General features: G+C 33.7%; 21 protein-coding genes. 18 read left to right on the top strand and 3 right to left on the bottom strand.

The window, feature by feature from the left end; translation table 11 throughout:
• Positions 1-17: 17 nt before the first annotated feature.
• From EG348_RS21475 to EG348_RS21400, 16 genes are all read left to right on the top strand, one after another.
• Positions 18-533 carry an RNA polymerase sigma factor gene (locus tag EG348_RS21475; RefSeq protein WP_123984967.1) on the top strand — a complete coding sequence of 172 codons (516 nt, stop codon included), beginning with the start codon at positions 18-20 and terminating at the stop codon, positions 531-533.
• A 12-nt stretch (positions 534-545) separates the two neighbouring features.
• Entirely contained in the window at positions 546-1,646 is a 1,101-nt protein-coding gene (locus tag EG348_RS21470) for a TonB-dependent receptor plug domain-containing protein (RefSeq protein WP_123984966.1), read from the top strand.
• A 247-nt stretch (positions 1,647-1,893) separates the two neighbouring features.
• Complete coding sequence (locus EG348_RS21465; RefSeq protein WP_123984965.1) at positions 1,894-2,397, top strand: GbsR/MarR family transcriptional regulator; 504 nt, start codon at positions 1,894-1,896, stop codon at positions 2,395-2,397.
• A gap of 70 nt (positions 2,398-2,467) precedes the next feature.
• Positions 2,468-2,812 carry a hypothetical protein gene (locus tag EG348_RS21460; protein ID WP_123984964.1) on the top strand — a complete coding sequence of 115 codons (345 nt, stop codon included), beginning with the start codon at positions 2,468-2,470 and terminating at the stop codon, positions 2,810-2,812.
• A 7-nt stretch (positions 2,813-2,819) separates the two neighbouring features.
• Positions 2,820-3,221: a hypothetical protein gene (locus EG348_RS21455; RefSeq protein ID WP_123984963.1), complete on the top strand. Its 402-nt coding sequence runs from the start codon at positions 2,820-2,822 to the stop codon at positions 3,219-3,221.
• A gap of 78 nt (positions 3,222-3,299) precedes the next feature.
• The gene (locus EG348_RS21450; protein ID WP_123984962.1) at positions 3,300-3,719 is read left to right on the top strand and encodes a hypothetical protein; all 420 of its coding nucleotides are present in this window, start codon (positions 3,300-3,302) and stop codon (positions 3,717-3,719) included.
• A gap of 11 nt (positions 3,720-3,730) precedes the next feature.
• Positions 3,731-4,099, top strand: a complete 369-nt coding sequence (locus EG348_RS21445) for a hypothetical protein (protein WP_123984961.1) — start codon at positions 3,731-3,733, stop codon at positions 4,097-4,099.
• A 5-nt stretch (positions 4,100-4,104) separates the two neighbouring features.
• A complete protein-coding gene (locus EG348_RS21440; RefSeq protein ID WP_123984960.1) occupies positions 4,105-4,917 on the top strand; it encodes a DCC1-like thiol-disulfide oxidoreductase family protein in 813 nt (270 codons plus the stop codon).
• Positions 4,918-4,929: 12 nt separating this feature from the next.
• Entirely contained in the window at positions 4,930-5,385 is a 456-nt protein-coding gene (locus tag EG348_RS21435) for an SRPBCC family protein (protein ID WP_123984959.1), read from the top strand.
• 104 nt (positions 5,386-5,489) lie between these two features.
• Positions 5,490-6,383 carry a TIGR01777 family oxidoreductase gene (locus EG348_RS21430; RefSeq protein WP_123984958.1) on the top strand — a complete coding sequence of 298 codons (894 nt, stop codon included), beginning with the start codon at positions 5,490-5,492 and terminating at the stop codon, positions 6,381-6,383.
• 253 nt (positions 6,384-6,636) lie between these two features.
• Complete coding sequence (locus EG348_RS21425; RefSeq protein ID WP_123984957.1) at positions 6,637-8,079, top strand: alpha-L-fucosidase; 1,443 nt, start codon at positions 6,637-6,639, stop codon at positions 8,077-8,079.
• The gene (locus EG348_RS21420; protein WP_123984956.1) at positions 8,079-10,736 is read left to right on the top strand and encodes a glycoside hydrolase family 3 N-terminal domain-containing protein; all 2,658 of its coding nucleotides are present in this window, start codon (positions 8,079-8,081) and stop codon (positions 10,734-10,736) included. The genes EG348_RS21425 and EG348_RS21420 overlap by 1 nt, the downstream gene beginning before the upstream one ends.
• Positions 10,737-10,845: 109 nt before the next feature.
• Positions 10,846-11,106 carry a hypothetical protein gene (locus tag EG348_RS21415; protein WP_123984955.1) on the top strand — a complete coding sequence of 87 codons (261 nt, stop codon included), beginning with the start codon at positions 10,846-10,848 and terminating at the stop codon, positions 11,104-11,106.
• Positions 11,107-11,336: 230 nt separating this feature from the next.
• Entirely contained in the window at positions 11,337-12,725 is a 1,389-nt protein-coding gene (gene lpdA, locus EG348_RS21410; protein ID WP_072410071.1) for a dihydrolipoyl dehydrogenase, read from the top strand.
• Between the two features lie 172 nt (positions 12,726-12,897).
• Entirely contained in the window at positions 12,898-13,701 is an 804-nt protein-coding gene (locus EG348_RS21405) for a patatin-like phospholipase family protein (protein ID WP_123984954.1), read from the top strand.
• 303 nt (positions 13,702-14,004) lie between these two features.
• Positions 14,005-15,948, top strand: a complete 1,944-nt coding sequence (locus EG348_RS21400; protein ID WP_123984953.1) for an SPFH domain-containing protein — start codon at positions 14,005-14,007, stop codon at positions 15,946-15,948.
• A gap of 50 nt (positions 15,949-15,998) precedes the next feature.
• Here EG348_RS21400 and EG348_RS21395 read toward each other — a convergent pair whose 3' ends face one another.
• From EG348_RS21395 to EG348_RS21385, 3 genes are all read right to left on the bottom strand, one after another.
• The gene (locus EG348_RS21395; RefSeq protein WP_123984952.1) at positions 15,999-16,436 is read right to left on the bottom strand and encodes a hypothetical protein; all 438 of its coding nucleotides are present in this window, start codon (positions 16,434-16,436) and stop codon (positions 15,999-16,001) included.
• A 149-nt stretch (positions 16,437-16,585) separates the two neighbouring features.
• Positions 16,586-17,305 (bottom strand): ABC transporter ATP-binding protein, encoded by a 720-nt coding sequence (locus EG348_RS21390; protein ID WP_123984951.1) that lies wholly within the window; start codon positions 17,303-17,305, stop codon positions 16,586-16,588.
• A gap of 83 nt (positions 17,306-17,388) precedes the next feature.
• Entirely contained in the window at positions 17,389-17,982 is a 594-nt protein-coding gene (locus EG348_RS21385) for a hypothetical protein (RefSeq protein WP_123984950.1), read from the bottom strand.
• 1,112 nt (positions 17,983-19,094) lie between these two features.
• Between EG348_RS21385 and EG348_RS21380 the strand changes: the two genes are divergently transcribed.
• Positions 19,095-23,141, top strand: a complete 4,047-nt coding sequence (locus EG348_RS21380; RefSeq protein WP_123984949.1) for a T9SS type A sorting domain-containing protein — start codon at positions 19,095-19,097, stop codon at positions 23,139-23,141.
• Between the two features lie 427 nt (positions 23,142-23,568).
• On the top strand, positions 23,569-25,482 hold the full coding sequence (locus tag EG348_RS21375; protein ID WP_123984948.1) for a polysaccharide biosynthesis protein: 1,914 nt from the start codon (positions 23,569-23,571) through the stop codon (positions 25,480-25,482).
• Positions 25,483-25,851 lie beyond the last annotated feature (369 nt).

The following is a 25,851-nucleotide window of genomic DNA, read 5'->3' as shown; positions in this document are numbered from 1 at the left end:
TAATATAAAGCCTGAATATGGAAAGAGAATTACTGTTAGAATGTCAACGGAACGACCGCAATGCACAGCGGAAAGTTTACGAAAAAATGGCGGGAAAATTATATTCGGTCTGCAAACGTTATCTTAAAAATGATGAAGATATTGAAGAAGTATTGGCAGATACGTTCTACAAAATTTTCACGAAGATTGATCAACTGCAAAATCATGATATTTTCGAAGGTTGGGCAAGAAAAATTGCTGTAAACGAATGTCTGCAGAAATTGAGAAACAGTAAAGCTTTACATATTGAACTGGAAGACAGTCACGCCGAATCTTCGGATACAACGGATACTATTTCTTTTGAAAAAGATATTTTGAGTTTATTGAACTTCCTTCCTGAAGGTTGCCGTGCGATTTTTAATCTTTTTGCGATTGAAGGCTATCCGCACAAAGAAATTGCGACGATGCTTTCTATAAGTGAAGGAACATCAAAATCTCAACTCAATTTTGCCAGAAAAAAATTACAGGAACTTTTGATCAATCAAAACATTTAAACTTTTAAGACAATGGAAAATAATCACGATATCGATAAAAAATTCAATGAGGCTTCTAAAGATTTAGATGAACCTGCGACTTTTCCTGGTTTTGATAAAGTTTGGGCTAAAGTTGAAGAGAAATTAGATAAAAAAGAAGCGAAAAAAAGAATTCTTCCAATTTGGCTTCCTTACGGAATTGCAGCGAGTTTACTGATCGGTGTAGGAGGATTTTATTTTTTGAATAAAAAAGGAAGTATAGCTGAACCCGCAAAACCAGTTATTGCAAAAAATACTGAAATTCCTAAAAGTACAATTGCTTCATCTGAAAAAATTCAGAAGATAGATGAGATTGTAAAATCAAATATTGAGAAAGAAATTTCAACTCAGAATCCTGTTACGAAACTTCAGGATTATGCTGTTAATTCAGTATATATTTCTTCTCCATCTCCTGTTTATAATGATATACCACAAAGTATTCAAGCATCTCCACCTATTGCTCCGTATAAAACCGACACATTAAAACAGAGTAATATTGAAGAAGTTGTTGTAACTGGTTTAGGAATGAAAAAAGCAAAAAAAGATATTGCATATGCTTCACAGTCAGTTTCTTCTGTTGAAATTGAAAATAAACCGAGTAAATCTTCATTAAATTCTTTACTCGAAGCATCCGATGCCGAATCTATCACACCTGATAATGGAGTTGATCCTGAAGTTATAGGGTATAACAAGTCGAATATAAAGCGAAATGTTGCATCAGTGCCAATGATGGCAGAAAAGGTGGGAAATAAATATGCTGTAAACTCTCTTCAGGGCTCTGTTTCAGGGTTGACGATTAATATGGCATCAGGGAAAATTGATTCCAATAATGCGATTGTTATCCGAGGAGTAAGTTCGGTCAAAGAAGATTCAAATCCTTTATACATCATCAACGGAGCTGTTTTTGATGTTGCAAAATTCAAAAGCTTAAATCCTGATATGATTGATACAATGACTGTTCTGAAAGGTGAAAAAGCAACCGCAATCTATGGAAGTAAAGCTATAAACGGAGCTATTGTAGTAGAAACTAAAGATATTTTAAAGAGAAAAAAGCTAATTGAAAAAAAATCTTTAGAAAAGAAAGAGAAACCGTAATTTTTTAAAATCATATATATTCCTATCAAGCAATAATATATCTAAGTTCCGGAATGAAGGAATTAAAACTAAAATTGAGCCTAAAATGAAAAATTAATACTTGATATATTGAAGATCTTTGTGCAAAAATTACACAAAGATCTTTTTTGGTTAAGTAGGAGCTAAAATTTTAAAATAAACTTTCAAATATTATTGAAAGTTCGAAAATTATTATTACATTTGTAATAGAAATTAAAAGTAAAACAAAATGCAACTTTCAGAAGCTAAAGAAAAATACATTCAGACTTGGGGAACATTCGCAACGAATTGGGGAATCAACCGTACGATGGCGCAGGTTCACGCTTTACTTTTAGCAAGTGGTAAAGCACTTTCTACGGATGAGGTGATGGAGCAACTTGAAATTTCAAGAGGAAATGCGAATATGAATCTTCGAGCTTTGATGGATTGGGGAATTGTGAAAAAAGAATTCGTAAAAGGTGAGAGAAAAGAATACTTTGTAGCTGAAAAAGATGTTTGGTATTTATTCAAACAGATTACAAAAGAACGCAGAAAAAGAGAAATCGAGCCTGTAATTTCCTTTTTAGAAGAACTTAAAAATATTGAAGACAAAGATTCTGAAGGAGCCAAAGAATTTATCAAATTAATGGATGATTTCAGCTCTGTAACAGGGAAAATCAACAATATTATGGATCTCGCAATCAAAAGTGATGATCACTGGCTGGTCGGAAAGATTACCAACTTATTAAAATAGAAAGGACTTCAAAATCCTTTTTTATTTTAAATGAACTTTCAAAAATTATTGAAACTATAATATTTATAAAATGTTCAATATAATTTCATACATGCTTTTTCTTTCTATCAGTTCGTACATCACGATCGATGTGGGCAGAAGATGTTTTAATTCCGGAAAAGTGTATTTGGAATATCTGATCAAAGACAAAGATTTTTGTTTGACGGTCAACAGAATACTTTTAGGGAGTTATTATTTGGTCAATCTCGGCTATATCGCTATCAGCTTGAGTTCTTGGGGCAAAATAACAAGCATGGAAGAAGTTTTAGCAACTGTTTTTAGGCGTATTGGATACATCATTTTGATTCTTTGTTTTTTACATTTTACGAATATTCTTATGCTTTACATTTTAAGAAAAAAATTAACAATAAAATAAAATTATCATGACTGCAACTATCCTTACCCAAACGTACAATTTCCAAGCGTACATGATCTACTTACCAATTGTAATCGCTCTTACAGTTTTGGTTTCTCAATTTCTGTTCAAAAATTCAAAGACATTTATGATTGATATTTTTCACCAGAAAGAAGACATAGCAATGGCAACAAATTCACTGTTTAAAATTGGTTTTTACCTTTTAAATATTGGTTTTGCTTTATGTATCATTGAGTTTTTCCAAATAGAAACGGTTGAAAGATTGGTAGTCGCAGTAAGTCGAAAAATCGGTGGATTCTCAATTTATCTTGGCGTAATGATGCTTTTAAACCTGTTACTTTTCTTGAAAGGTCGTAAACACGCCATGAACAAAGAAAAACAAATTCAAAATGAAAACATTGATCTTTAAAATTTGGATGTATTTCACTTTCAAATTTCAGAATAAACGAACACGAGGCGATTTTTTAAACCTTTAAAATTCATAGCCATGAAAACTATTTTAACATACGATTCAAAAATCCAACAAGGAGTAATCTTATTATTTGTATTAACGCTTTTTATCGCCATATTGACAGAGAAAGAATTTCTTGCTTTTGCAATAATCATTGAATTTTTTCTTATTGCAATTGTACAGTATACTTTAAACATTATTAAGTTTTTCAATAAAAAATATATAAGGACAGATTCTAGAAAGGTTTATATGTTTCTTTCAACATACGTAGTTATAGGCGTTTTTATATGGATACTTGCTTGTGTATTTTATGTAAAAAGTTTGAAAGATATTTTTGAAATATTGGTTTTCACCTGGCTCATTCTTTCTCCTATTCTTATTTTACAATCCTTATGTATTAGTTTTTTTGATGCTAATAATAATGAGGAAGTGATCAATGAAAATATAAACCATTAAAGTCAATAACCATGAAAACTTTCATTAAAAATGATTTCTACATTCAGGTTTATTTTCTTGTCGGGGGATTACTTTCAATATTTGTAGGAATAGCAGTAGGTTGGGGAATAATGCCATTTTATTTTATAGTAGGAATTCCTCAATTAATTAGTTTTTTAGTCAAAATTTTTCAAAAGAGAAAAAAATCTATAAGCTACATCATTTATGGACTTTTTATAATGCCTGTCTGGATTTCATTCTTAATAATGTTTATGTTTAAGAATAATCATGAAGTCACCAATTTTTTTGGAACTATTTTAATTGTATCTCTTTTATACAGCCCTTTCTTAGCTATTCTATATGTCTACGACAATTACAAATTATATAAATATCAAAAATAACACAAATGAAAACGCTACAAAATCACACCCTCATATACGACAATGAATGTCCGATGTGCAACATCTATTCAAAAGGTTTTACAAAATGCGGAATGCTTGATGAAAACGGAAGAGAAGCCTTTACAGAATTGTCATTGAAGAATAAAAGTCTGATAGATTTCAAACGTGCAAAAAACGAAATAGCTTTAGTCGATCACAACAAAAACGAAGTGGTTTACGGATTAGACAGTTTATTATTAATCATTGGAAATTCCTTTCCATTATTAGAAAAAATTGCCAGAATACAACCTCTGTATTGGTTTTTCAAAAAACTGTATTCTTTTGTTTCTTACAATCGAAAACAGATTATTCCATCAAAAAAAGATGATACAGACCAATCTTGTATCCCTGATTTTAATTTGAAATATAGAATCGTATACATTACTTTCGTCATATTTTTCTCAGCTTATATTTTGAGTTTGTTTACAGCAAAATTAGGATTGAATTTAGAACATAATTTTTTGAGAGAATTTATAGTTTGTCTAGGTCAAATTGCTTGGCAGACCTTATTTTTAAAAGCTTATTTAAAAGAAAAATTTTGGAATTATCTTGGTAATATGATGACCGTTTCAATGATTGGAACAATACTTTTAATTCCTGCTTTATTCATTAACTTAAATCCAACTTTCAGCATTATTTATTTCGGAAGTGTTGTATTAATTATGTTTCTGGAACATATCAGAAGATGTAAAATTTTAAAATTAAATTATCTTCCAACAATTTCCTGGACACTTTTCAGAATGACGGCTTTGGCAATAATTATTGGGTTAAATTTTTAAAAACAGATAAAAATGTCCAGAATCTATTTAGAAACAATTATCCAAGCCGATATTCACACCGTTTTCGACTTAGCAAGAGACATTGATTTACATCAAAAATCAACTTTCAAAACAGGTGAAAAAGCGATTGCTGGTCGAATTTCAGGATTAATTGAAGAAGGTGAAACAGTGACTTGGCGGGCAAAACATTTAGGCATTTATCAAACGCACACTTCAAAGATTGTCAGCATGGAAAAACCTTATCAATTCACGGATATCATGTTAAAAGGAACATTTAAGTCTTTAAAACATCAACATATTTTTAACCAAGAAGGTAAAAACACAATAATGACCGACATTTTCGAATTCGAATCTCCATTTGGAATCATCGGAAAGCTTTTTAATTATTTTTTTCTTAAAAATTATATGAAAAATTTTCTTTTAGAAAGAAATAAACTTATAAAAGTCACCGCAGAAAATAATAATTAAAGCATAAAAAAGTCAATATTAGCGTTGTCATCCTGAGCGCGAAGCAGTCGAAGGATCTAAACATTCAAAACTAACGAATTACAACTAACAATTAAAAAACCAAAATGAAAATAATCATCGCTGCCGGAACCGGTTTTCTCGGAAAAAATCTTGAAAAATATTTTACAGAAAAAGAAAATGAAGTTTATATTTTAACTCGAAATCCGAAACGTAAAAACGAAATTCATTGGGATGCCAAAACTTTAGGCGAATGGAAAAATTGGGTTGAAAATTCCGATGTTGTAATCAATCTCACAGGAAAATCTGTCGATTGTCGATACACAGAGAAAAACAAGCAGGAAATTTATTCTTCAAGGATCAACAGTACAAAAGTGCTTCAACAAGCTGTTGATCAATGTATCAATAAACCTAAAGTTTGGCTGAATGCAAGTTCAGCGACAATTTACACTCACTCAGAGACACAATTAAATACAGAAGAAAATGGAATTATTGGCGATGATTTTTCTATGAATATTTGCAAAAGCTGGGAAAAAGAATTTTTTACTGTTAAAAATGAAAATGTACGAAAAGTTGCTTTAAGAACTTCAATAGTTTTGGGTAACAATGGTGGTGCTTTTCCGAAATTAAAATTGATCACAAAATTAGGGTTGGGAGGAAAACAAGGACGAGGAAAGCAAAATGTAAGCTGGATTCACATTGATGATTTTTGCAAAGCGATCCAACATATTATTGATAACGAAAATATGTCTGGAGTAATCAACGTAACTGCTCCAAATCCTTTGTCTAACGAAGAATTTATGATGAAATTAAGAAAAGAAATGAAAATTCCATTTGGATTAAATGCGCTGGTTTGGCAGTTGGAAATCGCTTCAATTTTTTTAAAAACAGAAACCGAATTATTATTAAAAAGCAGAAACGTTTATCCTGAAAAATTAATCAAAACCGGATTTGAATTTTCTTATCCAAATATAGAAAATGCATTTAAAAATTTGATTTAAACACAAAAAGTACAAATGTTTTCACAGATAAACACAAATAAAAGATCAATAGGAACGGGCTTTAGCCCGTTTAGAAAAACAACATGCGATTTGGCTTTAGCCAAAACTTAAATCATAACGTGTCTATATCAACAGAATTATATTAATTTAAAATAGCATAAGTGTTTTAAAATTTTTAGAGCTTAAAATGCCATAAAATGAATGGTTTGCTAATTTATCAAATGATGATTAAATTAGCGAAAACTAAACGTCAATGTTGATTACCAAAAAAGCAAAAACCATATTTCTTTCATCATTCCTCATATCATCTACTTTTTTTTCACAGGCTCACAATATTTCGGAAGGCTACCAAAAACCGAATGATCCACTTGTTGTACAAAATCTTGAGAACTGGCAGGATTTAAAATTCGGGCTTTTCATGCATTGGGGAACGTACAGCCAATGGGGAATTGTCGAAAGTTGGAGCTTATGTCCCGAAGATGAATCATGGACACAACGTAAACCCGAACACGGAAAATCTTACAATGAATACGTCAAAAACTATGAAAATCTTCAGACGACTTTCAATCCGACTCAATTTAATCCTCAAAAATGGGCAGATGCTGTAAAAAAAGCAGGAATGAAATATGTGGTCTTTACGACAAAACATCACGACGGTTTTACCATGTTTGATACGCAACAGTCTGATTATAAAATTACTTCTTCAAAAACACCTTTTTCCAAAAATCCGAAAGCGGATGTGACGAAAGAGATTTTCAATACATTTAGAAAGGAAGGTTTCAAAATCGGAGCTTATTTCTCAAAACCCGATTGGCATTCTGATGATTATTGGTGGTCATATTTTCCGCCGAAAGACAGAAATGTGAATTATGATCCAAAAAAATATCCGGAAAGATGGGAAAACTTCAAAAAGTTTACATTTAATCAGTTAAATGAAATCACTTCAAACTACGGTAAAATCGATATTCTTTGGCTAGATGGAGGCTGGGTTCGTCCTTTCAACACCATCGATCCAAAAGTGGAATGGCAAAGAACAATCAAGGTTGAACAAGATATTGATATGGATAAAATCGGGACGATGGCTCGAAAAAATCAACCCGGAATTATCGTTGTAGACCGCACCGTTTCCGGAAAATGGGAAAATTATGTAACGCCCGAACAAGCCGTTCCTGAGCAAGGGCTTTCGATCCCGTGGGAGAGCTGTATCACGATGGGAGATTCGTTTTCTTATGTTCCGAATGACAATTACAAATCTTCTCAGAAAATTATTGAAACATTAGTTAAAATCATTTCCAGAGGTGGAAATTACCTGATGAATATCGCTCCCGGACCCAACGGAGATTACGATGTCATTGTTTATGAAAGATTAAAAGAAATCTCAACTTGGATGGATAAAAATCAGTCTGCAGTTTTTGCAACAAGAGCTTTGGCACCTTTTAATGACGGGAATTTTTATTATACGCAAAGCAAAGACGGAAAAACAATGAATATTTTTCACTTGGATGAAAAAACAAATTATCAAGCTCTATCAATACTAAGTTTTACAATTCCTGAAAATTTTAAGCCAAAATCATTGAAAATATTAGGAATTTCCTCAAAAATTCAATGGAAAAAAACAGGAAATTCTATTGAAGTAAATTTACCAAAAGAAGGAACGCAATTAAAATATTCAACTGTAATTCAAATAGTACAATAATGGAGTTTAAATTAAAATTAATTGGAATTTCATTATTGAGTTCAGTATTCATTTCTGCTCAAAAACCTTTATACAAAGATCCAAAACAGCCTATTGAAGCCAGAGTTCAGGACTTACTGAAACGGATGACTCCCGAAGAAAAATTCTGGCAATGTTTCATGATTTCCGGAGATTTGGACAATGTTCCGAAAGGGCAATATTCTCACGGAATTTTCGGATTGCAGGTAAGTGCAGGAAATCAGGGAGGTGGCGTTGCCGGACAATTGTTGAAATATAATGCGAATGAAGATGCAGAGAGATTGGCGAAAAAAATCAATGTTATCCAAAAATATTTTGTGGAAGAATCCCGATTGGGGATTCCAATTATCCCTTTTGATGAGGCTTTGCATGGTTTGATGCGTGAAGGAGCAACGGCATTTCCGCAGGCGATTGGGTTGTCGGCAACCTTCAATCCTAAGTTAATGAAGGAAGTTTCGACAGCTATTGCAAAAGAATCAAGATTGAGGGGGATTCGTCAAATCTTGACACCGGTTGTGAATTTGGCAAGTGATGTTCGATGGGGTAGAACGGAGGAAACGTATGGCGAAGATCCGTTTCTGACTTCAGTGATGGGTGTAAATTTTGTGAGTTCGTTTGAAAATCAAGGAATTATTACCACTCCAAAACATTTTTTAGCGAATGTCGGAGAAGGTGGAAGAGATTCATATCCAATTCATTGGAGCAAAAGATATTTGGAAGAAACGCATTTGATTCCTTTTCAAAAAGCCTTTAAACAAGGGAAAAGTCGCTCGGTGATGACTTCGTATAATTTGTTGGATGGGCGACCTTCAACGGCAAATCATTGGTTATTGACCGAAAAATTGAAAAATGAATGGAATTTCAAAGGTTTCGTGATCAGTGATGCAAGTGCGGTAGGTGGAGCAAATGTTCTGCATTTTACGGCAAAAGATTATGATGATGCTTCTGCACAGGCGATCAACGATGGACTTGACGTGATTTTCCAGACAGAATATCAACATTATAAATTGTTTATTCCACCGTTTTTAGATGGAAGAATTCCTCAGGAAAGAATTGATGATGCGGTTTCGAGAGTTTTAAGAGCAAAGTTTGAACTAGGTTTGTTTGAAAATCCTTATGTTTCTAACGCAGCTATCTCGGAATTAAAGAAATTAAATCACAAACCATTAGCAGAAAAAACAGCCATTGAGTCTTTTGTTTTGCTTCAAAATAATAATCAAACGCTTCCGATTTCTGAAAATTATAAAAAGATTTTAGTAGTTGGAACTGATGCTGTTGATGCAAGATTGGGCGGTTATTCCGGACCGGGAAATAAGAAAGTGAGTATTTTGGATGGAATTAAAAATTTTACTAAAGATAAAAATATTGAAGTAAATTATTCAAAAGGAATTGACTGGAATTTGAAGAATTTTGTGACCGTTCCAACCGAATTTTTATCTTCAGAAAATCAAAAAGGTTTGAAAGGAACTTATTTTTCCAATTCTGATTTAAAAGGAAAACCCGCTTTTGAAAAGCAGGACGAACAATTGAATTTTAAATGGACTTTATATTCTCCAAATCCTAAAAAACTACAGCCAGATAATTATAGTGTTCGCTGGACTGGAACATTAGAAGCTCCAAATTCCGGAAAATATATGCTTGGTTTGCGTGGAAATGATGGTTTCAGATTATATGTGAATGGAAAATTGTTGATTGACAATTGGGAAAAGTTGAGTTATTCAACCAAAACTGTTGATGTAGATTTTGTGAAAGGTGAAAAATCCGATATTGTCATTGAGTTTCATGAAAACAGAGGTGAAGCAAACATTGAACTGATCTGGAATTATGGCTTAAATGACTATCAAAAAGATTATGATGCTGCTTTAAAATTGGCTCAAAATACAGATTACATCATTGTTGCAGCGGGAATTCATGAAGGTGAATTTCAGGATCGCTCTTCATTAAGTCTGCCCGGAAATCAGGAACAATTTATTCAGGAAGTTTCAAAATTAAATAAACCTACAACAGTCGTTTTGGTCGGCGGTTCTGCGATAAAAACTACGGATTGGAAAGATAAAGTTGGAGCAATTTTAGATGTTTGGTATCCCGGCGAAGAAGGCGGAAATGCCGTTGCAAAAGTGCTTTTCGGAGCAGAAAATCCATCCGGAAAATTGCCGATTACGGTTCCAATTGAGGAAGGGCAGCTGCCTTTGACGTACAATCATCATCCGACAGGAAGAGGAAATGATTATTATGATTTAAGCGGTGAACCATTGTACCCGTTTGGTTTTGGATTGAGTTATACGACTTTTGAAATCTCTGATTTACAATTGAATAAAACAAAATATTCTGAAAACGAAACGATTATTGCTGAAGTTCAGGTTAAAAATACAGGATCGAAAGCAGGAAGTGAAGTCGTTCAATTATATGTAAAAGATTTGTTGGCTTCGGTTTCCAGACCGATTCTTGAGTTGAAAGGTTTTCAAAAAGTAGAATTAAAACCGGGAGAAACAAGGCAAATTTCAATTGAAGTTCCAATTCAGGAATTAAAATTTTTAGACGAAAAAATGAACTGGATTGTAGAAAAAGGAACATACAGAATTATGGTTGGAAATTCTTCGAAAAATCTTTCGTTAAAACAGAATGTTGAGGTTCAATAAGTTATTGCACAGAAAATGTTGGTATGATATATGTAATATTTACTTCAAACCTGAATGAACTTAATTGATTTTATTAAAGAAATTCAAGTCATTCTTAAAAGTAAATATTATGAACAAGTTATTTATATCAACAATTTTATTAGTAGGATTATCAATGAATGTTTCAGCACAAAAACATCCTACGCCACCGCCTCATCCTTCAAAAAGTGAATTGATTAATACCAAATCACGTGAGCTGGACAAAAGATATAATCAGGAAAAGAAGTTGATTTTGAATCATCCGGTTGCTTCAAAAAAAATGAAACAGGAGCAATTAAAGGCTTTAAATGAAAAATATAGAAGTCAAAAAAGATTACTGAAAAAAATGTAATAATAAACATTTCTTGAAATTATTAAAATTGAAATAGTTTAATTCTATAAATTCAGTTTTGCTAAATTTTAATTTAAAATATAATTTTATTAAAGAGAACGTATTGTATGTTCTCTTTTTTTATTGTTAATGTAGTGAAATTGCTCTTTATTATGCATTGCCTCACGAATTTTAAGAAACATGATACATCCAATATTTTTCCTTAAATTCGCATTAAAATTTTTAAGCTAATGAACTACGATATTATTGTCATCGGAAGTGGTCCTGGTGGATATGTTACAGCTATCAGAGCAGCACAATTGGGTTTCAAAACTGCAATTATCGAGAAAGAAAACTTAGGAGGGATCTGCCTTAACTGGGGATGTATTCCAACGAAAGCTTTGTTGAAATCTGCTCAGGTTTTTCATTATATCAACCATGCAGAAGATTATGGTTTGAATAAAGTGGAGCCAAGTTTTGAGTTCCCGAATGTAATTCAAAGAAGCCGTGGCGTTGCTAATAAAATGAGTAAAGGGATTGAGTTCTTAATGAAAAAGAACAAAATCGATGTTATTCTAGGAACTGCTAAAGTTTTAAAAGATAAAAAAGTTTCTGTTACAGATAAAGACGGTAAAGTAACTGAATATGCTGCAAGCAATATCATTATTGCAACTGGAGCACGTTCTAGAGAATTACCAAACTTACCTCAAGACGGTAAAAAAGTAATCGGATACAGACAGGCATTATCTCTTCCTGAGCAGCCAAAATCTATGATTGTTGTAGGTTCTGGAGCTATTGGGGTTGAGTTTGCTGACTTCTATAACACAATGGGAACGAAAGTAACTGTTGTTGAATTTATGCCAAACATCGTTCCTGTGGAAGATGAAGATATCTCTAAGCACTTAGAAAAATCTTTGAAAAAGACAGGGATCGAAATTATGACAAATGCTTCTGTTGAAAGCGTTGATACAAGTGGAGAAGGGGTTAAAGCTACTGTGAAAACAGCTACTGGAACTATTACTCTTGAAGCTGATATCTTATTATCTGCTGTTGGTATTGCTGCAAACATCGAGAACATAGGTCTTGAAGAAGTTGGAATCCAAACAGATAAAGGTAGAGTTTTGGTAAACGAATGGTACGAAACTTCTGTTCCAGGTTACTATGCGATCGGAGATATCATCCCAACTCAGGCTTTGGCTCACGTTGCTTCTGCTGAAGGTATTACTTGTGTTGAGAAAATCAAAGGACTACACGTTGAGAAGATCGACTACGGTAATATCCCTGGATGTACTTACTGTCACCCTGAAGTTGCTTCTGTAGGTCTTACAGAAAAGCAGGCTAAAGAAAAAGGTTACGAAATCAAAGTTGGTAAATTCCCTCTTTCTGCAAGTGGAAAAGCTACTGCAAACGGAAATACAGATGGTTTCATCAAAGTGATTTTCGATGCTAAATATGGCGAATGGTTAGGTTGTCACATGATTGGTGAAGGTGTTACAGATATGGTTGCTGAAGCTGTTGTTGCTAGAAAACTAGAAACTACAGGTCACGAGATCATCAAATCTATCCACCCGCATCCAACAGTTTCTGAGGCTATCATGGAAGCTGCAGCTGCTGCTTATGGTGAAGTTATTCATATCTAATCTAAGAACACATACAATATAAAAGTAAACCACAGATTTTTGTCTGTGGTTTTTTATGCATGAAATATTTATATTTTTAAGATAAATGAAAGAATTATTAAAATAATTTTAAAATTCACATTTTTAGAAAAATTAATCTCATTTTCTCCTTACGATTTCTTAATTTTATTCTATGAATTTTGAAAAAACAGGATTGGTTTTATCCGGTGGCGGAACGAAGGGCATTGCCCATGCAGGAGTTTTAAAATTCTTGAAAGAAAAAAATATCAATATAGATGTTTTAGCATGCTGTAGCGCGGGTTCCATTGTCGGAAGTCTTCATGCAGTGGGAAAAACACCTGAGGAGATTTTAGATTTTTTCCAGTCTATCTATTTTTTCAACTGGAAACATTTTGCCTTCAATCAGCCGGGATTGGTTTCTTCGGTGATCTTCAATAATTATTTAAGACCGATTTTTCAGGATATGAAAATTGGAGATTTAGATAAAGAAGTGAAAATCGTAGCAACAGAATTGGTTTCCGGAACTCAGAAAATTTTTGATAATAGTTTTAAGGTAACTGATGCTGTTATTGCCTCATGTTCTATTCCGGGAGTTACCACGCCATATATTTTAGGGGAAGAAATGTATTGTGACGGAGGAGTTTTAAATAACTTTCCCGCAGACGTTATCAGAGATGAATGTGATCGACTGATTGGCGTTTTTGTATCTCCGCCACATAATATTGATATTAATGATTTAAAGACCATAAAAGCAATCGTATCACGATCTTACGATCTTCTTTCTTACAGAGTTGAGAAAGCAAAATTCGAATATTGTGATTGGTTTATATCTTCACAGGATCTTTCAAGTTATGGAACTTTCGAACGTAAAAAAGACCGTTTGGAAGAGATTTTTAATATAGGATATAATGCAGCAAAGGACAGTTTTGAAAGCGCACAAAATGTTTTTGCAAAAAATAATATTGATTGTCTGTAAATTACATTATTTTCAAAAAATATTTTGATTTTTTGTAATATCAATAATATTTTCTTCCGTACATTTGTACAGCAAAAAGGATCTTAGTCCTTCACAAATAAGATGGAACAAACAAACTTCAAGTTTTTTCTTTTGAAAGTATCAGAAATCATATTCACGATTTTTAATACTTCTCCTCCTACACTTTCTTAAATTTTTCGAAAGAATTCAATTACATGATTCTATCCGTATTTTTTTTATTAAAAAAAATAGGGGCTATCGGTCATTTCTACTATTTAAACTAAATTTTTAAACAAATAAATTATGGAACTATCGTTTCAGGGCTGGATGATTCCGGCTATCATTGTGCTTTTATGCGTAATTTTTTACAAAATTATTTTGAGAGTTTTCTTCGGATTGGTAATTGTTCCCGAAGACAGAATTGGTTTAGTGACCAAAAAATTCGTGCTGGTTGGTAAGCAGGAACTTCCGGAAGGGAGGATTATTGCAACCAATGGTGAGGCTGGTTTTCAGGCTCAGACATTGGCACCGGGAATTTATTTTGGTAAATGGATCTGGCAATACACGATTCAATTTCAGCCATTTACCGTGATTCCTACCGGAAAATTAGGATTAATTCTGGCTAAAGACGGAACTGAATTAGAAACCGGACGTATTTTAGCAAGAAAGGTAAACTGTGACTCTTTCCAGGATGCAGAGGCATTTCTTAAAAACGGAGGTAGAAAAGGGCGCCAAACTGCCATTGTTGCGCCAGGTTCTTATAGAATTAATACCTTGTTGTTTGATATTGATTTAACTGATATGACTCAAATTCCTGACAATGCGGTGGGAGTCATAACGACAATGGAAGGTAATCCTTTGGAAGAAGGCCAGATTGCAGGTAAAATTGTTGAAGCTCACAACAAATTTCAGGACGTTGATACCTTTTTGAACAATGGAGGTTACAAAGGTCTTCAGGAACAGGTGATTTTAGCGGGTTCATATTTCTTAAATCCATGGTTTACAAAAGTCGAAATGGTACACATGACAGAAATCCCGATCGGATACGTCGGTGTAATTATAAGTTATGTAGGCGCAGAGGGTAAAGATTTAAGCGGTGTTGATTTTAAACATGGAAACATTGTTGAAAAAGGTCATAAAGGAGTTTGGTCAGAGCCAATCGGTCCCGGAAAATATCCTATTAATCCTTATATTATGAAGGTTGAGCTTGTTCCTACCACCAATTTGGTTTTAAACTGGGCGTATGAAAGAAGTGAATCTCACCAGTTAGACAAAAACCTTTCAACAATTACGGTAAGAAGTAAAGATGGGTTCCCTTTTAACCTAGATGTTTCTCAAATTATTCATATTCCGACTTATGAAGCTCCAAAAGTGATTGCCCGTTTCGGAAATATGATCAATTTGGTAAGTCAGGTTTTGGAACCTACGATTGGGAACTATTTCAGAAACTCTGCGCAGGATAGCGATGTGATTGCGTTTTTGGGAACCCGTAAAGAAAGACAACAGTCTGCAAAAGAACATATTAGCAGTGTTTTGGATCAATATAACGTAAATGCGGTAGATACTTTGATTGGTGCGATTGTTCCTCCTGAAAGCCTGATGAAAACATTGACAGACAGAAAGTTGGCGGAAGAACAGAAAATCACCTACGAAACAGAAATGTTAGCACAGGAAACCCGACAAAGTTTAGAAAAAGAAACTGCGGTTGCAGATATGCAGAAAGAAATTGTAAAAGCTGATCAGGGTGTTTGGATTGCAGAGCGTGTTGCAGATGCTTCCGTGAAAAAAGCGACTGGTGATGCCAATTCTGTACGTCTTCAGGCCAACGCGGAAGGAGACAGATTGAAATTACTCGCAACCGGTGAAGCCGAAAAAACAAGACTTTTAGCCAAGGCAGAATCTGAAAAAATAGAATTATTAGCCAAAGCAAATGCCGAGCAGATTTCTTTAACGGGTAATGCAGAAGCTGAGAAAATATTGGCAATCGGTAAATCTAATGCAGAGTCTTATAAATTATCTGTAGAAGCAATGGGCGGAAACAACTTTACCCAATTGAAGATCATGGAAAACATCGCATCTCAAAACGTAAAAATAATGCCTGACGTTCTTATCGGTGGAGGTGGAGATGCAGCCAATGGAGGGATCAGCGGATTGTTAGGCTTACAGCTTCTTGAGCAGCTTCAAAAGAGAAATGATGATGGTTCAAAAGTAATTGAAGTTAAATCTGATGAAGCTCCTGAACAATAAAATTAACATATAAAAAACAAAAACTCCCACTTTAAAGTGGGAGTTTTTTATTAATTTTTTACGACTTGTCCGTCTTGATTGACGATCGTTTTTCCTGTATTGTCATCAACTCTTAGAGTATAAGGTGCCTTTTTCGCTGAATCGGTTAAATAATTTCTCCAAACCTGATAAGTGAAAGCATTATTTACAAATTCATAATAATAGTTACCACCAGTACCATCAGGAATCAATTCTCCGTCTGGAATGATCATACTTGGCTTCGAAGTGATTTTTGCATTGGCAGCCCAAGATTGGTACAAATATTTACCGTTGGGTTGTTTATCAATTCTTATTTTAAACTTTTTAGTTTTAATGATTACGGTTTTAGGTGCTTTTTGATAATTTGCAGAGACCGTTGATGTTATTGGTAATTCATTTTTAAATTCGGCAGCATAGGCTAATGAAAATTGGGAGATACAAAATGCTCCCAGTAAAATTTTTTTGATCATTGTAATGAGTTTTGATTTACTTGGATATTGTCAAATTTAATGCCAATCCCCGAGTTTTCATCAATGAAAATTCTATAGATCTATTGAATCTGAGGAAATATTCTAAATGAAAAAATCCTACACATTGCAGGATTTTATATTTGATTAAGTTATTCTGTTATGCTTACTGTTTCCGTTTGTGTATAGCTTGCGAAAGCCTCTTCCAGACTTCCGAATTTGCCTTTAAACTCATCAATCGGGCAGTCCTGAAGAATATTTCCTTTGTGAATAAGAATCACACGCGAACAAAGCGCTTCAACTTCCTGCATGATGTGTGTAGAAAGTAAAACTGTTTTTTCTTTGCCGATTTCCTTTACAACATTTCTTATTTCAATAATTTGATTGGGATCCAAACCATTGGTAGGTTCATCTAAAATCAATAAATCAGGTTGATGAATAATGGCTTGTGCCAAACCAACTCTTTGTTTGTACCCTTTAGAAAGCTGACTGATTTTCTTAGATTTTTCAGGAGTAATTCCAACTAAATCAATCACTTCATCAACTCTTTTTTCAGAAATTTTATGAATATTTGCAACAAACCGCAGGTATTCTTTCACGTACATTTCCAGGTATAACGGATTGTTTTCAGGTAAGAAACCAATGTTTTTCTTGCTTTCGATCTCGTGTTCGGAAATGTTTTTTCCATTGAAAATTATTTCACCTTCATCTATTTTCAATGCACCAACGATAGATTTCATTAAAGTAGATTTTCCTGCTCCATTAGGACCGAGAAGACCGATGATCTCGCTTTTATCAATTGAGATATTAATATTGTTAAGTGCGGTTTGTTCACCAAATTTTTTGGTCAGATTGCTTATTTGAAGTGACATAAATGAAAACAATGTTTTTACAAAAATAGAAATAAAAAACTCATCCGGGAAGAATGAGTTTAATTATGTTTTGTAAAGATTGATTATTTTTTATATTTCTTGCTTTTAGGCGAAGAAGATTGTGCCTTTGCGGGAGTGTCATTTAAAGGGGTTGCTGTACTCGTTGAAGAATTATAGCTTGTTGTACCCATTGTAGAATTTGTTTTTGCTACAGATCTCTCGTACAATGCAGATTTGCCGTTTGTTTTTCCAAAAAGCTTATCAACCTGTTTTTTGTTTAGAAATTGCGATTTCCCAACATATTTTTTATTCTTATTGATATATTGAATAAACTGAACAGTTGGCTGTCCGAAGTTTTTCTCATAATGAAGCTCAATAATATCATTAGGAAGTTCCAATACAATATTTCCTGCCGGAGAATCAATAAATCCGTCGGTGATCATTTTATATAAGCCTTCAACATCTTTATTCATATTTTGAAATGAAAAAGATCTGAAAGTATTTAGATTAGCGGTGTTAAGATCCTGGTAGTTGATCGTGAATTTATCTTCTTTTTTATATAAACCAACGGAATTATCTTTACCAATTTCCACTAAAGTTTCGTTTTTCAAGACTTTTATCTGTGAAAATACCGAAATACCGAACATGCAAGTAAATAGTAGAATTATTTTTTTCATGTGATGATTTTTAATGTTTTATAATTTGGTATATCTAAATTACTAATAAAAACGCTAAAAAAACAATTTTTATTCCTGTGAGCAAAAGTAGCATTTTTTTTTAATATCCATAGTCTAGATACCATGAATGCTATGCATTTCATTATACTGTGTTTATTGCCTATATTCCTTTATTTGTGAGGGTTTTATAAAGGTTATGGTTTTAGATTATGCTAAGAAGCTGTCTGAGATATCATACATCTGTTTTAATCTATAATGTATTAAAAGACAGTTGTTAACCAATTTTATTCACGTAAATGAATTCTAATTTAAAATAAATGTTAATTATGCGTTTGAAGTATTAAGATAAACCATTTTTTAATAAGAATACTTTTAAACTATTTGAATTAGGTATTTCAAAATTAATGACTGTCGTTTTGCAGGCTTTTGCCAAAGAACGGGAAAATTGTAAATTAATTTTTTTTTCATGTGTGATATTTAAAAAATGAAGGAGCAAATTTAGCTAAAATATTCAACCTTATCTATGATACATCTCATTTTAGTAAAATTTGATGTCATCTGCCATCTTTTTGCTCCTAAAAAAGTTTGATTCTGATTCGTTCTGTAAAATGTAGCAACATCGTATGGAAAAAAAATACTACTATTTTCTGTCAACTATTTGATAGTCCATAAGAAAGATATATTTTTGCAAACGGCAACATAAAATCATCGTTGATGACCTTGTTGTTTTTAACTAAAAAACTAAAACCTAAAAAAGAAAACTAATTAAATCATGAAAATGAAGAAAACTACACCGTATTTTATTAATTCGTCAATCCTAATTGTATCCAACAATTTAAAACAATCGTAATTTCTTAAAATTTCTTTAGAACAACAAGTCATATTTAATTAATAGGGCCTATTTAACTATTTCCTAAAATTAGATGTAAATTTTTGTGATACCAAAGAAAATTTAGATTTTACCAGTGACGATACCACATTTTTATCAACGAAAATATTTTTAAATCTGCGTTCATTCATTGATCGAGACTCATTTTTTATGGAGTTCCGAAACCATTCAAACGAAGCGAAACCGAAAAGCTAAACGAGTAGGACAATATTAAAACTAAAACATGAAGAAAATTCTTTATTTATTAATGCTGTTAATCAGCTTACAGTCATTTGCCCAGTGTTGGCAAAGCGTGAGCTCTGGTTTCAGCCATTCTGTAGGAATAAAAAAAGACGGAACATTGTGGGCATGGGGTCTTAACGGTAATGGCCAGCTAGGCGACGGAACTACAACAAGTAGAAATAAACCAACGCAGATAGGAACTGCAAATAATTGGACAAAAGTAGTGGCTGGTAGCTCGCATACCGTTGCTATAAAAACCGATGGAACACTTTGGGCTTGGGGATTTAATGGCAGCAGCCAATTAGGTGACGGAACTACAATAAGTAGAAATATTCCGACGCAAATAGGAACTGCCACCAATTGGCAAAGTGTAAGTGCCGGAATTGCTCAGACAGTCGCCATAAAAACAAACGGAACACTTTGGGGATGGGGAAATAATGGAACTGCACAATTGGGAGGCGGAATTACCGCTGATATTACGACTCCGACTCAAGTTGGTACAGCTACGAACTGGCGAAAAGTTGTACTGGGAGGATATCATACACTAGGCATAAAAACCAATGGAACGCTTTGGGCTTGGGGAAGTAACGGAGCAGGACAGTTAGGTGATGGTACCAATACAAGCAAATCTAACCCGATTCAAATTGGAATCGCAACAGATTGGCAAGATATTGCTGCAGGTCTTAACCATTCGTTAGCTTATAAAACCAGTAGTAATCTTTTTGTTTGGGGACAAAATGATTTCGGCCAGTTAGGTGATTATACCAATACTAATAAAAATACTCCTACTGTAATTACTACAGGGGTTAAAAGTATTGCAGCAGGTAACGGACATTCTATGTTCATTCTTTCTAACGGAAATACCTATACATGTGGAGATAATAGTTTTGGACAATTAGGAAACGGTACAGGAACGAATCAAAATTCACCAGCATATATCGGAACTGTAAGCAATGGACAAATGATTGTCGGAGGCAGAAAAAATACACTATTTATAAATGTAGATGGATATTTGTCAGGCTGTGGAGCTAATGATTCAGGGCAAATAGGTGATGGTACGACTACTCAGAGATATTCATTTGTTCCGGTTGCCTGTATTACAAGTTGTAATCCTCCAAGTCAGTTGTATACTTCAAATATTACTTCTACAACAGCTACCTTGAATTGGTCACCTTCAGCAACAGCGCCTACCGGAGGATATGTATATGCATATGGTACGTCTCCAACTATGGGAGCAGCCAATGGGAATACTGTTTTAACAACAGCCAATGCAACCAATTTATTACCTAATACTACTTACTACTGGTGGGTGATGTCTAATTGCGGATCCAACCAAAGCGCTTGGATTCCCGGAGGATCTTTTACAACACTTCCTCCTGCGGGTTGTTGGCAAAAAATTAGTGCAGGCGGTACCCATTCTTTGGGAATAAAAACAGATGGAACACTTTGGGCATGGGGAATCAATCAGTATGGCCAGTTAGGTGACGGAACTACGGTTCCTAAAAATGTCCCAACCCAGATAGGAACTGCCAATAATTGGAGAAAAGTTGTTGCAGGTGCTCTGTATTCAATTGCAATAAAAACAGATGGAACACTTTGGGCTTGGGGCTACAACTGGGCAGGTCAACTGGGAGACGGAACTACGGTCGACAGAAATACTCCTACACAAATAGGAACCGCTACCGACTGGGCAGAGGTAGATATAACAAGCGCTCATACATTAGCCATAAAAACAAACGGAACACTTTGGGCTTGGGGGTCTAATAGTAGTGGGCAATTAGGTGACGGAACGATGGTAACTAAAGTTGTACCTACACAAATAGGAACAGCAACTAATTGGCGTAGTATCGCAACTGGTACTGAGTTTTCTCTCGCCATAAAAACCAATGGAACACTTTGGGCTTGGGGATACAATCAGTATGGCCAGTTAGGTGACGGTACAACGGTAAATAAAATAATACCTATACAAATAGGAACTGATACGAGTTGGACAAATATTGCAGCGGGATCTTATCATTCTGTAGCAAGCAATGCAAATGGATCTCTCTATACTTGGGGAAGAAATAACGAGGGACAACTTGGTGATGGTACCAATACCAACAGATCTACACCAACTGCAGTATTTGATCAGATTAAAAGTATTGATGCAGGATCGTATTATACGGTAGGTACAATAACACCTGGAAATATATTTTTTTGCGGGCGAAACGATTCTGGAGAGTTCGGTAACGGTACTATGAATAGTTCAAACTCAATTTCTGTAGGAAATGCTACCGACTTTAGCATGGTTTCTGCGGGTTCAACTCATACTCTAGCTATAGATAATGATGCTTTTTTGAAAGCTACTGGAAATAACGCAGGAGGACAATTAGGAGATGGTACTACAGTGTATAAAACTTCATTCACTTCTATCACTTGTCCGACATCGGGAAGTTGTAATCCTCCAAGTCAATTGTACAGCTCTAATATAACTTCTTCATCAGCTACTCTTAATTGGGTGGCACCGACATCGGCTCCTAGCGGAGGTTATCAGTATCTTTACAGTACAAATTCAACGATTGGTGGTATAGATGGAACTACATCTTCCACAACGGCAAATTTGACAAATTTATTACCTAATACCATTTACTATTGGTGGGTAAGTTCTAATTGTGGATCCAGCAGCCAAGTTAATTGGATACCGGGAGGATCATTTACTACACTTCCTACATCTACAACAGGTTGTTGGCAAAACTTTAGTCCCGGAGATACTTATTCATTAGGAATAAAGACCGATGGAACATTATGGGCATGGGGAGGCAATAATTATGGACAGTTAGGAGATGGAACGAATATACAAAAGATTACTCCAACACAAATTGGAGTAGCAAATAATTGGTCAAAAGTATCTGCTGGTAAATTTCACTCTATAGCATTAAAAACAAATGGAACATTATGGGCTTGGGGATATAATAATAACGGACAATTAGGTGATGGAACTTTAGTAAATAAATCTACTCCAACACAAATAGGAACAGCAAATGATTGGACAAGTATTACAACTGGAGACAATTATACAGTGGCTATAAAATCCAATGGAACACTTTGGGCTTGGGGACTTAATGATAACGGACAGTTAGGAGATGGAACTGCAGTAAATATTTCTGTTCCAACACAAATAGGAACAGCAAATGATTGGAAAATGGTAGCACCTGGAGTACAGCATACTGTTGCCATCAAGACTAATGGAACATTATGGGCTTGGGGACTTAATAGTAATGGACAATTAGGTGATGGAACTTTAGTAAATAAATCTACTCCAACACAAATTGGAACAGCTACAAATTGGAAAAGTATTGTTGGCGGACTTAATTATTCGTTAGGAATAAAAACCGATGGAACCTTATGGGCTTGGGGAATTAATACTTATGGGCAATTAGGTGACGGAACTACAACGAGTAAAACAAGTCCTATACAAATTGGATCATCTACAAATTGGAAAAGTATTGATGCTAACAATTTTTATACTTCTTTAGGAATAAAAACCGATGGAACACTTTGGACATGGGGATTAAATGATGTTGGACAATTGGGAGACGGAACTACAGACTTTAAATATACTCCAATGCAAATAGGAAATTCCACTAACAGACAAACTGTTATAGGAGGTTCATTCAATACATTTGTAATAGATAATAATGGATTTTTATCAGGATGTGGGCATAATAGTTCTGGTCAAATAGGAGATGGTACATATGTTCAAAAGAGAATTTTCGTTCCTGTTGTATGTCCTGTAAGTACATTAGCAGTGGATGAAACTTCAACACTATCAAAGAATGATAATCTGAAAGTGTTCCCGAATCCGGTACAGGATTACCTGAATGTTTCATATAATGAAAAGATTGTTTCAGTTACAGTTTACAGTGCAGCAGGACAGCTGGTAACGACTAAAGTTATTAATGATACGAAAGGAACGGTTGATTTCTCAGGATTTGCATCAGGAGTTTATCTGGTTCAGGTAAATACTGCTGGTAATACGGTGAAAACAGTGAAAGTAATCAAACGTTAGTGTTAAGAAAAAACTTTTAAAGTAAGAAATCTTATCAAAATGATAAGGTGATAAATAATTGATAAACAGTGTGTAAGAGTATTCTTATACACTGTTTTTATTTAAAGAGTATCATTTTGGATGTATTATTCAAGACGATATATCGAACCGTTCGGTAGAAAATTCAAAGTGTATTCCTGCAATTTTAAAATCTTAATTATTATTACAGTTATGCTAAAATTTGAATTGCTATATCTAAGAATTCATGGACGTTACTGTCTAAATTTTGTATCTTTTTTTGAAAAAAAATTACCTATTGAAATCATATTTTAAATGAAATTAACATATGAGAGTGAAAATATTAATAATAATTATTTATCTTTGTCAAATAAAACAAGCCACCAAATGATGAATTAAATAAGATTAATATTTTTGGTCTATTTGTAGTATGGGGAATGTTTTTAAAATCAAAGAGTTAAGATATATACCTAGATGGGTAGTTTTTTTTATCGATATTTCAATCATTTCTTTTTCTATCTTAATTTCACATTTGCTCTTAAAAAATCTGAATGTAAAAATTAATTTTATTGAATATCGTAAAGAAAAAATACTGGCAGTTATCGCTGTTAACGTTTTATTTATGTTTTTATTCAAAACATATGCAGGGATTGTAAGGCATTCTACTTTTTTTGATTTTTTTAAAATTGTATGGTCATCGGGTAGTACACTTTTTGTATTGTTGGGGCTAAATTTTATTTCAGAATCGGTATTAGGTAAATCAGTGTATTTATATCCGGGACTTTTCTTGTTTTTTTTCATTTCTATTTTTCTGATGTTTTTTTTCAGGATGCTTACTAAGCAGTTTTTCAGTTTATTTATAGGTGCTAAGAATACTTCATCCAAAATAAGAATTGCTGTCGTAGGAATAGAAGATGAATCTGTATCATTAGCAAATGCCATTATTCACAATCCAACACATCCTTATCAATTAGCAGGATTTCTTAATACAAGATCGGATTGTAAAAAAGCTGTGTTACTTGGACATAAAATTTTTAGTAAAAAGGAATTTCTTACAAGTACTCATTTGACAAAGCAATTTGATGCTATTTTAATTAAAGAAGTGTTGACGAAGGCGGATATGGAAGAATGGACGGCTCTCGCATTAGACAAAGGGTTGAAAGTGTTAAAAGTACCTGTAATTAATAAAATAAATGAAGGCGGAATTATTGGAGAAATACGCCCGATTCAGATTGAAGATTTACTCGACCGTACACCTATTAAAATAAAAAGTGAAGATGTAAGAAGCCGTCATTTTAATAAAAGTGTTTTGGTAACAGGAGGTGCCGGCTCTATAGGAAGTGAAATTGTAAGACAGGTTGCCCAGTTGAATTCATCAATTATTGTTGTAGTCGATCAGGCCGAATCTCCTTTACATGAACTGAAGCTTGAATTGTTGGAAAGATTCCCAAACCAAAGATTCAAATTTATACTGGCAGATATTTCAAATAGTTATAGACTTGAAAAATTATTTGAGGATCATCAATTTTCAATAGTTTATCATGCGGCAGCCTACAAGCATGTACCTCTTATAGAAGATAATCCGCACGAAGCTATTTTTGTAAATATTGCAGGAACCAGAAATTTAGCTTTATTATCCAAAAAATTTAATGTTAACCGCTTTGTGATGGTCTCCACAGATAAGGCTGTGAATCCTACCAATGTTATGGGGGCTTCAAAAAGAGCAGCCGAACTTTTTGTACAGTCTTTACAAAACTGCAATGATAATTGTACAAAGTTTATTACGACACGTTTTGGGAATGTGCTGGGCTCCAACGGTTCGGTAATACCACATTTCAGGAAACAAATTGCAAAAGGTGGCCCTGTTACGATTACGCATCCCGATATCATCCGCTATTTTATGACTATTCCTGAAGCATGCGAGTTGGTGCTTCAAGCAGGAACAATGGGGCAGGGAGGTGAGATCTATGTTTTTGACATGGGTAAACCAATCAAAATTCTTGATCTGGCAAAGAGAATGATAAAATTGTCAGGGTATACCCCTGATGTTGATATTAAAATTGATTTTATTGGCTTAAGACCTGGTGAAAAGCTATATGAGGAGCTTTTGACCGACAATTCTACAACGATTCCTACACATCATGAGAAAATCATGATATCGAAAGACCCGTTGATGGACTTTGAAGATATAGAATTTTTGTGCAAACAAATTATGCGGGCAGCTATAAAGAAAGACGGATTGCAGGTGGTTAAAATTTTAAAGACCATAGTTCCGGAATTTATAAGTAATAATTCAGAATTTGAAGTGTTGGATAAAGTAACGGAAAATAAAGTGTATCAGTAACATAGTTAAAATTATACTATATATAAATTAAAAATAAACAAATATTTTTACTGTTTTACCTAAAATCGGAATGAAAATTGCTAGAAAAAGAATTAACATTAAAATAAAATACTTTTCACTTGTAAGTGATAAGTCTTATTAAGATAAAAATATAAATAGCTGGATCTTGTACATTTTCAAAATTGAGCCTTAAAGTCTTTTTTTTAAAGATGAATGTAGACTCTAATTTTTTGATTTTAGTATCAAGGATATTATCAAGGATACTGCAATTATACGGCATAATGTTTTTTATGCTTTTATTTAAAACTTTTACGATCGAGAAGTGAGTTTGTAGTAGTTTTTTTTCTTTTTATCAATGATAGATTTGCA

Source organism: Chryseobacterium sp. G0201, from assembly GCF_003815655.1.
Classification (GTDB): Bacteria; Bacteroidota; Bacteroidia; order Flavobacteriales; family Weeksellaceae; genus Chryseobacterium.
Note: the sequence above shows the minus strand (reverse complement) of the source record. Positions and strands in the feature narration are given on the sequence as shown.

What these genes read in the sequence shown, in the direction of transcription:
- EG348_RS21440 (WP_123984960.1), top strand. Translation starts at nt 4,105, where the DNA reads ATGAAAACGCTACAAAATCACACCCTCATATACGACAATGAATGTCCG.
- EG348_RS21435 (WP_123984959.1), top strand. Translation starts at nt 4,930, where the DNA reads ATGTCCAGAATCTATTTAGAAACAATTATCCAAGCCGATATTCACACC.
- EG348_RS21400 (WP_123984953.1), top strand. Translation starts at nt 14,005, where the DNA reads ATGGAACTATCGTTTCAGGGCTGGATGATTCCGGCTATCATTGTGCTT.
- EG348_RS21460 (WP_123984964.1), top strand. Translation starts at nt 2,468, where the DNA reads ATGTTCAATATAATTTCATACATGCTTTTTCTTTCTATCAGTTCGTAC.
- EG348_RS21415 (WP_123984955.1), top strand. Translation starts at nt 10,846, where the DNA reads ATGAACAAGTTATTTATATCAACAATTTTATTAGTAGGATTATCAATG.
- EG348_RS21425 (WP_123984957.1), top strand. Translation starts at nt 6,637, where the DNA reads ATGTTGATTACCAAAAAAGCAAAAACCATATTTCTTTCATCATTCCTC.
- lpdA (WP_072410071.1), top strand. Translation starts at nt 11,337, where the DNA reads ATGAACTACGATATTATTGTCATCGGAAGTGGTCCTGGTGGATATGTT.
- EG348_RS21385 (WP_123984950.1), bottom strand. Translation starts at nt 17,982, where the DNA reads ATGAAAAAAATAATTCTACTATTTACTTGCATGTTCGGTATTTCGGTA.
- EG348_RS21445 (WP_123984961.1), top strand. Translation starts at nt 3,731, where the DNA reads ATGAAAACTTTCATTAAAAATGATTTCTACATTCAGGTTTATTTTCTT.
- EG348_RS21395 (WP_123984952.1), bottom strand. Translation starts at nt 16,436, where the DNA reads ATGATCAAAAAAATTTTACTGGGAGCATTTTGTATCTCCCAATTTTCA.
- EG348_RS21390 (WP_123984951.1), bottom strand. Translation starts at nt 17,305, where the DNA reads ATGTCACTTCAAATAAGCAATCTGACCAAAAAATTTGGTGAACAAACC.
- EG348_RS21375 (WP_123984948.1), top strand. Translation starts at nt 23,569, where the DNA reads ATGGGGAATGTTTTTAAAATCAAAGAGTTAAGATATATACCTAGATGG.
- EG348_RS21470 (WP_123984966.1), top strand. Translation starts at nt 546, where the DNA reads ATGGAAAATAATCACGATATCGATAAAAAATTCAATGAGGCTTCTAAA.
- EG348_RS21475 (WP_123984967.1), top strand. Translation starts at nt 18, where the DNA reads ATGGAAAGAGAATTACTGTTAGAATGTCAACGGAACGACCGCAATGCA.
- EG348_RS21465 (WP_123984965.1), top strand. Translation starts at nt 1,894, where the DNA reads ATGCAACTTTCAGAAGCTAAAGAAAAATACATTCAGACTTGGGGAACA.
- EG348_RS21380 (WP_123984949.1), top strand. Translation starts at nt 19,095, where the DNA reads ATGAAGAAAATTCTTTATTTATTAATGCTGTTAATCAGCTTACAGTCA.
- EG348_RS21420 (WP_123984956.1), top strand. Translation starts at nt 8,079, where the DNA reads ATGGAGTTTAAATTAAAATTAATTGGAATTTCATTATTGAGTTCAGTA.
- EG348_RS21455 (WP_123984963.1), top strand. Translation starts at nt 2,820, where the DNA reads ATGACTGCAACTATCCTTACCCAAACGTACAATTTCCAAGCGTACATG.
- EG348_RS21405 (WP_123984954.1), top strand. Translation starts at nt 12,898, where the DNA reads ATGAATTTTGAAAAAACAGGATTGGTTTTATCCGGTGGCGGAACGAAG.
- EG348_RS21450 (WP_123984962.1), top strand. Translation starts at nt 3,300, where the DNA reads ATGAAAACTATTTTAACATACGATTCAAAAATCCAACAAGGAGTAATC.
- EG348_RS21430 (WP_123984958.1), top strand. Translation starts at nt 5,490, where the DNA reads ATGAAAATAATCATCGCTGCCGGAACCGGTTTTCTCGGAAAAAATCTT.